Annotated in this window: 6 protein-coding genes; 1 reads left to right on the plus strand and 5 read right to left on the minus strand. The window is 67.1% G+C overall.

Going from position 1 to position 5,309, the window contains the following annotated elements:
• From G6028_RS13745 to groL, 5 genes are all read right to left on the minus strand, one after another.
• On the minus strand, nt 1-402 hold a 402-nt coding region (locus tag G6028_RS13745), incomplete at its 3' end, for an alpha/beta fold hydrolase (protein ID WP_182659207.1).
• A gap of 112 nt (nt 403-514) precedes the next feature.
• Nucleotides 515-1,636 (minus strand): alpha/beta hydrolase, encoded by a 1,122-nt coding sequence (locus tag G6028_RS13750; protein ID WP_182659208.1) that lies wholly within the window; start codon nt 1,634-1,636, stop codon nt 515-517.
• A 368-nt stretch (nt 1,637-2,004) separates the two neighbouring features.
• Nucleotides 2,005-2,178, minus strand: a complete 174-nt coding sequence (locus tag G6028_RS13755; protein ID WP_182659209.1) for a hypothetical protein — start codon at nt 2,176-2,178, stop codon at nt 2,005-2,007.
• Nucleotides 2,179-2,303: 125 nt separating this feature from the next.
• Nucleotides 2,304-2,441: a hypothetical protein gene (locus G6028_RS13760; protein ID WP_182659210.1), complete on the minus strand. Its 138-nt coding sequence runs from the start codon at nt 2,439-2,441 to the stop codon at nt 2,304-2,306.
• Between the two features lie 470 nt (nt 2,442-2,911).
• Nucleotides 2,912-4,534 (minus strand): chaperonin GroEL, encoded by a 1,623-nt coding sequence (groL, locus tag G6028_RS13765; RefSeq protein ID WP_179523441.1) that lies wholly within the window; start codon nt 4,532-4,534, stop codon nt 2,912-2,914.
• A gap of 284 nt (nt 4,535-4,818) precedes the next feature.
• Here groL and G6028_RS13770 point away from each other — a divergent pair, with 284 nt between their 5' ends.
• Nucleotides 4,819-5,292, plus strand: coding sequence for an SRPBCC family protein (locus G6028_RS13770; protein ID WP_182659211.1), 474 nt, complete (start codon nt 4,819-4,821; stop codon nt 5,290-5,292).
• Nucleotides 5,293-5,309: the final 17 nt, after the last annotated feature.

The following is a 5,309-nucleotide window of genomic DNA, read 5'->3' on the forward strand; positions in this document are numbered from 1 at the left end:
GCGCGGGTCGTGGCGCGCCAGGTGGTAGACGCCGATCTGCGCGCCCATGCTGTGCCCGAGCAGGATCACGCGGCGCTCGCCCAGCACCCGCGCCATGGCGTCGAGGGCCCCCGGGACGTCCTCGGCGGCGCTCTCGTGGTACCCGGCCGCTCCCCCGCCCCGGCCTATCCGGTGGGTGCTCTCACCCTGCCCCCGAAGCTCGGTGATCGCGACGTCCACACCCTCGGCTGCGAGCGCGCGGGCCAGGGGGAGGTAGTAGCGGGCGCCGACGGCGATGCCGGGCAGGACCAGTACCGCCAGCTGGCGCTCGTCCCGCCGGTCGGCCTCCACGATGAGCAGCGGGCTCGTGCTGCCGTCCCCGTGCCGAAGCTCGATCCGCCGCGGGTCCTCAATCTTGGTCATGCGTACAGGATGCCGGACGCCGCCCGCCGGGCGACACCGGCCCCGCGTACGGATGACGAAGGACCCCGCCCCACACCTGTGGTGGGACGGGGTCCGTCGAGCCCGGGGTCGATCAGCGCTCGGTGGCGCCCATCGCGCGGGCCATCATCGGCCAGGACTGCTTGAGGTCGTCCTGCCAGTAGCCCCACGAGTGCGTGCCGTTGGGCGCGAAGTCGAACTCGGCCGGGATGCCCAGCTCACCGAAGCGGCGGGCGAGGTTGGCCGTGCAGTACTGCGTGGCCGCCTCGATGATGCCGCCGACGATCGCCTGGTTGGCCAGCGCCGGGATGCTGTTGCGCAGACGCCAGTTCTCGAGCGACTCGTGCGGCCCGGGCAGGCCGTTGCCGGTCGAGATGAACATCGCGGGGAGCTGGTTGTTCTTCATCTGCTCCTGGAAGCGGAAGGCACCCCAGACCGGGTCGTTGTCGAACCAGTTGTTGGTGCCCACCTTGGGCTCGCCCGGGAACGGTCCCCACATGTTGTCGAGGTTCGCGCCGCCGCGCATGCCGGTGACGATGTTGATGAACTGGTAGCCGATGGGCGTGGAGGTCTCGGCGCAGCCGGAGTAGGAGCCGATTGCCTGGAAGCGGCCCGGGTGCTTCTGGGCGATGGTGAGCACGGAGGTGGCGGTCATCGAGATGGCCGCGAGCGAGCGCGTGCGGTCGCCGCGGATGTTGCCGCCGTAGGCGCCCTCGAAGAGATCCGGGAGCTCATCGGCGAGGTAGGTCTCGAACGCCATCGGGGTGGTCGCGCTGGCGAAACGGGTCTGGACGTTGGGGTCCGGCTTCTGCCAGTCGGTGTAGTAAGAGAAGGCGCCGCCGATGGGGGTGACGGTCCAGGCGTTCTTGTTGGCCATGAAGTCCTTCACGTCCGACTGCGCCTGCCAGGTTGCGGAGTCCTCGCCGCCGCCGGCACCGTTGACCAGGTAGAGCACCGGAGCCTTGGCGTTGCCGTCAGCCGGGCGCTGGACGATGTTCGGCACCTCGGTCTTCATCTTGGTCGACCACACCGAGACGATCAGGCGGCCATCGTTGAGGGGGGTCTCGACGACCTTGTTGCTCTCCGTGGCCTTGGTGTAGCTGATGCTGCCGCTCTGGGCCTGGGCCTGGGCCGTGCCCGTGGCGACGACGGGGACCATGGCCGCAGCGAGGGCCGCTGTCGCGACCTTCGTGCCGAACCGCTTCACTGAACGCATATTTCGACGCCTTACATTCTCGTTGTTCACAGACGGACCCGGGCATTCCTGCGGAAACGCTAACCCGATTCCCAGTAGTCACACAAGTCCCACTAGGCACATTAGTACCACGATTGCGTCCGCAGGTCGTGCGTATTGCATCCGCGGGCCACGCTCCGAGGCTCCCACAGGCAGGTGAACCGAGGGAAACCGCGGAGCCGACCGGTGCGGCTCACGTCAATCTTATCGACGGTGACCGGCGCCCCGTTACCGGTATGAACAAACTTATATCCCCCGATCTCCCACGGGGCAAGTACCGGCGACCGGCAGGGGTGCGAGGAAGGGCCCCGGACGCCAGTCCGGGGCCCTTCCGCGAGTCGGTGGACGACTCAGGCCATGAAGCCCTTGCCCAAGGCCTCCTGGAAGTCGCCACCGGCGAAGTAACCGGCGGCGCTGACGAAGTCGCTGACCCAGCCGATCAGGTCCGACAGGACGCCGAAGGTGCCGTCCTCGCCGATGATGCGGCCCAGGCTACCGTCGGCACCGAAAGCTTCGCTTCCCATAATTTTCTCCTTGACGTGAGTGGTGAGTGCAGGGTCTCCGGCACTCGAGTGAACTGCGGGGGGTGACCAATTCCAGGCTCGCGGTCGAGGTGGGGGCCGGAACAGGCCCCACAAACGAGCAGCGGCTATTCGGCGGCTTCGCCGAGGCTGCCCAGTACGGTGTCGAGGCCGTCACCGGCAAGCGAGCCAGCGAAGCCCATGACGCCCGAGAGGACGTCGTCGATCGCGCCGAGAAGATCGCCGATGGCGCTGAAGTCAGGCATGTGTTTCTCCCTTGAAAGTTGTGCCCCGGCTTCTGGGGCCAGAGTCAGCGTAATCTGAGTAGACCCAAAGTCAATCGTGACCTAGGTCTCCACGTCGGCCGCGTGACGCAGATTTAACTTAACACGCCTTCCGTGACTCAGATCACTAGATGCAAGGAGATCCTAGCATCACGATCTGCCTGCGCAAAGGTCAATGAACCATCGACTTAATCGGCTGCGTTAGCCTTCCCTCACGAACTGCAAGAGTTATCGATACGGTCTCGTAACCTCCGGGTCGATAAACCTTCATCTAGACAAGCGCCTATTAGACCCGAAAGCGGCCCGCACGATCAGGATCGCACCGGGAAGAACACGATGTGTTCCCGGAGCGAGCGGCGTGCGGGCAGCCCGATGAGGCACGGAAATAGGCCGTGGCCCGCACCGGGGTTCTCCGGTGCGGGCCACGGCCCGGCGTACTGTGTGGGCTCGGGTCAGAAGCCCATGCCACCCATCTCGTCGCCACCCGGCATCGCCTGACCGGCGGGCTCGGGCTTGTCGGCCACGACGGCCTCGGTGGTGAGGAAGAGCGCCGCGATGGAGGCGGCGTTCTGCAGCGCGGAGCGCGTCACCTTGACCGGATCGTTGATACCGGCCTCCAGCAGGTCCTCGTACTCGCCGGTGGCGGCGTTGAGGCCCTGGGCGCCCGGGAGGCTCCGGACCTTCTCCGCCACGACGCCCGGCTCGAGGCCGGCGTTGAAGGCGATCTGCTTGAGCGGGGCGCTCAGCGCGAACTTGACGATCTTCGCACCGGTGGCCTCCTCGCCCTCGAGGGACAGCCCGTCGATGGCGACCTCGGACTTGACCAGGGCGACGCCGCCGCCGGCGACGATGCCCTCCTCGACCGCGGCCTTGGCGTTGCGGACCGCGTCCTCGATGCGGTGCTTGCGCTCCTTGAGCTCGACCTCGGTGGCCGCGCCCGCCTTGATCACGGCGACGCCGCCGGCGAGCTTCGCGAGGCGCTCCTGGAGCTTCTCACGGTCGTAGTCCGAGTCGGAGTTCTCGATCTCGGCGCGGATCTGGTTGACCCGCCCCTCGATCTGCCCCTGGTCGCCCGCACCCTCGACGATGGTGGTCTCGTCCTTGGTCACGACGACCTTGCGCGCCTTGCCCAGCATGGAGATGTCGGCGGTCTCGAGCGAGAGGCCGACCTCCTCGGAGATGACCTGGCCACCGGTGAGGATGGCGATGTCCTGCAGCATGGCCTTGCGACGGTCACCGAAGCCCGGGGCCTTGACGGCGACGGACTTGAAGGTGCCGCGGATCTTGTTCACGACGAGCGTGGACAGGGCCTCGCCCTCGACGTCCTCGGCGATGATCAGCAGGGACTTGCCCTCGCCGATGACCTTCTCCAGCAGCGGCAGGAGGTCCTTGACGGTGGAGACCTTGCCCGAGACCAGCAGGACGTACGGATCCTCCATGACCGCCTCCTGGCGCTCCGGATCCGTCATGAAGTACTGCGAGATGTAGCCCTTGTCGAAGCGCATACCCTCGGTGAGCTCGAGATCCAGGCCGAAGGTCTGCGACTCCTCGACCGTGATCACGCCCTCCTTGCCGACCTTGTCCATGGCCTGGGCGATGAGCTCGCCGATCGCCGGGTCGGCGGCGGAGATGCCGGCGGTCGCAGCGATCTGCTCCTTGGTCTCGATCTCCTTGGCGGAGGCGATCAGGTGCGCGGTGACGGCCTCGACGGCCTTCTCGATCCCGCGCTTGATGCCCATGGGGTTGGCACCGGCGGCCACGTTGCGCAGGCCCTCGCGCACGAGCGCCTGGGCCAGGACGGTGGCGGTGGTGGTTCCGTCGCCCGCGACGTCGTCGGTCTTCTTGGCGACCTCCTTGACGAGCTCCGCACCGATCTTCTCGTACGGGTCCTCGAGCTCGATCTCCTTGGCGATGGAGACGCCGTCGTTGGTGATCGTGGGGGCGCCCCACTTCTTCTCCAGCACGACGTTGCGACCCTTGGGGCCGAGCGTGACCTTGACGGCGTCGGCGAGCTGGTTGAGACCGCTCTCCAAGCCGCGGCGGGCCTCTTCATCGAACGCGATCATCTTTGCCATTGGGTGAATCATCCTCCGGGTGTGGGGTGACACGTATGTGGTCGGCGTCGGCGCCCGCGACGGACGGAGCGGACCGTGTCAGATCCGCGCCTCACCTTGCGACCTCAGTTCAGGTGTTGCTGGCACTCAGGGTAGCCGAGTGCCAACCGCTTTTCTAGCACTCGCCCCCCACGAGTGCAAAGGGTGCGGCCCGGTGTTCGCGGCGGGCGAACGACACGCACGGCCGCGCCCCGTCCCCTACCATCGAGACGCCATCGAAGCCCGTTCCCATTGGAAGGCCATCCATGCCCACCGAGTCCGCTCCCGCCGCCATCGAGAGTTCGATCGAGATCGACGCCCCACCGGCCCGGGTCTGGGAGGTCGTCTCCGAGGTCCGCAACGCCCCCCAGTGGAGCAGCCAGGCGCACAAGGTCGTCGCCCTCGGTGGCCGCACGACCGCCGGGACGTGGGCGCTCAACATCAACAAGCGCGGCCCGATCTTCTGGCCCACCACCAGCCGTGTCGTCGAGTTCGAGCCCGGCAGAAGGTTCGCCAACCGCATCACCGAGAACACCACCATCTGGGTCTTCGAGCTCGAGCCCACCGCCGACGGCTGCACCCGGCTCACGGAACGTCGTGAGGTCCCGAACGGCCTGACCTTCATCTCGACGTTCCTCACCGACAAGCTCTTCGGCGGACAGCCCTCGTTCACCAAGGAAATGGACAGGGGCGTGTCGACCTCCCTGAAGCGGATCAAGGCCCTCGTCGAGCAGGGCTGACCGCCATGGCCGGGGTG

It is taken from the genome of Dietzia cercidiphylli (genome assembly GCF_014145145.1).
Lineage (GTDB): Bacteria > Actinomycetota > Actinomycetes > Mycobacteriales > Mycobacteriaceae > Dietzia > Dietzia natronolimnaea.